This is a genomic window from Thauera terpenica 58Eu (assembly GCF_000443165.1).
Taxonomy (GTDB): Bacteria; Pseudomonadota; Gammaproteobacteria; order Burkholderiales; family Rhodocyclaceae; genus Thauera; species Thauera terpenica.
The window spans coordinates 1-2039 of the sequence record NZ_ATJV01000111.1 but is presented as its reverse complement, the minus strand read 5'-3'; the positions used below and the strand labels follow the sequence as shown (position 1 = coordinate 2039).

3 protein-coding genes are annotated in these 2039 nt (G+C 58.5%); all 3 read left to right on the top strand.

Features of this window, described 5'->3' with window-relative positions:
- Window positions 1–86: 86 nt before the first annotated feature.
- From M622_RS37805 to M622_RS37800, 3 genes are read left to right on the top strand one after another with little or no spacing between them, the layout of a single operon-like run.
- Complete coding sequence (locus M622_RS37805; protein WP_021250931.1) at window positions 87–1043, top strand: sigma-54 interaction domain-containing protein; 957 nt, start codon at window positions 87–89, stop codon at window positions 1041–1043.
- Window positions 1044–1097: 54 nt separating this feature from the next.
- On the top strand, window positions 1098–1388 hold the full coding sequence (locus M622_RS40360; RefSeq protein WP_174377421.1) for a hypothetical protein: 291 nt from the start codon (window positions 1098–1100) through the stop codon (window positions 1386–1388).
- The gene (locus M622_RS37800) at window positions 1351–1812 is read left to right on the top strand and encodes a hypothetical protein (RefSeq protein ID WP_021250930.1); all 462 of its coding nucleotides are present in this window, start codon (window positions 1351–1353) and stop codon (window positions 1810–1812) included. The genes M622_RS40360 and M622_RS37800 overlap by 38 nt, the downstream gene beginning before the upstream one ends.
- Window positions 1813–2039: the final 227 nt, after the last annotated feature.

Below are 2039 nucleotides of genomic sequence, written 5' to 3'. Positions count from 1 at the left end.
GGCCCTCCTGCCCTGGAATCTCAAGGCCGAGCATCTGATCACGGCCTAGCGAATCCGGGAAGAATGGGGTTTGTGGAGCGCTTACGATGCGAAAGCAGGTTGATCGCGCGAGGCGGATAGCGGCCTTCGATGTGCCCGTGCTCGTTCTGGGAGAAACGGGCACGGGCAAGGAGCTGTTCGCCCAGGCGGTCCACGCCGCGAGCAAGAGGGCGAATCGACCCTTCATTCCTGTGAACTGTGGTGCCATCCCCCGTGAGCTCGCCAACGCAGAGCTATTCGGCCACAAGCGAGGTGCCTTTACCGGCGCAGACCGCGACCGTGATGGTCACTTCAAGGCTGCAGAAGGCGGCACGCTGTTTCTCGATGAAATTGGTGATCTGCCGTCCGACACCCAGGTGCGTCTGCTGCGTGCCTTGCAGGAGAAGGAGGTCACGCCGGTCGGTGCATCGAAGCCTGTGAAGGTGGATGTGCGCATCATCGCGGCTACGCACCGCGACTTGCAGGCCGATGTGACCGCGGGGCGATTTCGGGAAGACCTCTTTCATCGCCTCGCCGTCGGCATCATCCATTTGCCCGCTTTGCGCGAGCGCGATGGCGATATTGAGCTGCTCATCGATCACTTTCTCGACCAACTCAATGCCGGAGCGGGATTCGAGCCCGAGGTGCAACACAAGAAACTTTCTCTGGAAGCAAGGAATTTTCTTCTTGCGCACCCTTGGCCGGGTAACATCCGCGAGCTGTATCACACGCTCGTCCGGTCGGTGATCTGGTCCGACGGCGATACGATCACCGGAGATGAGGTTCGCGAGGCGCTGCTACAGGTGGCGCCGCGCAGCCAAGGTGTCCTCGACAGGCCTCTTCACAAGGGCTTTGATTTACAGGCGCTTCTCGACGAAGTTTCGCGCCACTACCTCGGGCGCGCCATGCAGCAAACAAGCCATCGGAAGAAACTGGCAGCCGAGCTGCTCGGATTTCCGCACTACCAGACGCTCACCAATTGGCTCAGGCGTTTCGGCCTCGAAAGCGCTGAAGACAAGGAATAGGACGCTGGCCCGGTTTTCGCTGCATAGGGTGACCACCGCACGAGAACGCCAGACATGTGGATGCAGGAACGCTCATCGCTCAACTTCGAACCGCTACGCTCTCATCATGCCGAACTTGCGAGCATGGGCGGATTTGCCGAGCACTATGCGTTCTCTGATCCAGAGAGCGCGCTCGTCAAACTCCGGATCTCTGCCGATCTACTCGCGAGTGCCAGTTTCACGATGCTGGCCGATCGCCTTGTGCTCGACAAGTTTCAACTCCATCGTAAGCTCAGTAGCTCTTTCTTGGCTAAGTCGCGTACCTCTCATGGACATCATCTATTACTGGAAAGACTATGCGGATGACCTCAAGCATGGCCGCCTTGGTTATTTCCGCTCCGCTTCGCCCAAGCTTTCGGAGCTTGTTATGGACGCGCCGGATTACATCTGGGTGGTCAAGACGCCCGCAGGGCTGAAGGGAGAGCTTCAGCTGCTCGCCCGATTGCGCTGCGTGGATAGTCCGACGGTCCCGTTCACGCGTCAGACTGGCGAGCACTACGCTTTTTACGATCCGTCCCATTCGGCTTCGGTGCGGTTCATCGATAGCGGGACTCCGCAGGCAATCGAGGCGGTATCGAGCTGGATGCGCAGGGCGTATCCCAAGGCGATCAGCGGAAATTTTCAGGGACCACTCGGGCAGCAGCCGCTCCGTGGCGATGTTTTGACCGAGTTGCGACGCATCGCAGCGCGATTCGGCATCGAACCGTTTCTGGCCTCCAATCCACTCTGATACCGAGTTACCCAAAGAAGAAGGCGCGATCGAGCGCCAGAACAAGGTTTTGCCATGCAGCCATCGAAGACCTTCGCAGCTCAGCTGTTTTCTCAACCCGTCCAGTATGTGATTCCCGTCTTCCAGCGCGGATACGTTTGGACGGCGTTGGTGCACTATTAACAAACGCTTATATAACAATGGCCTAGATTCTGAGATTTTGGCATGATTCGCCCCTTTCCCCCGTC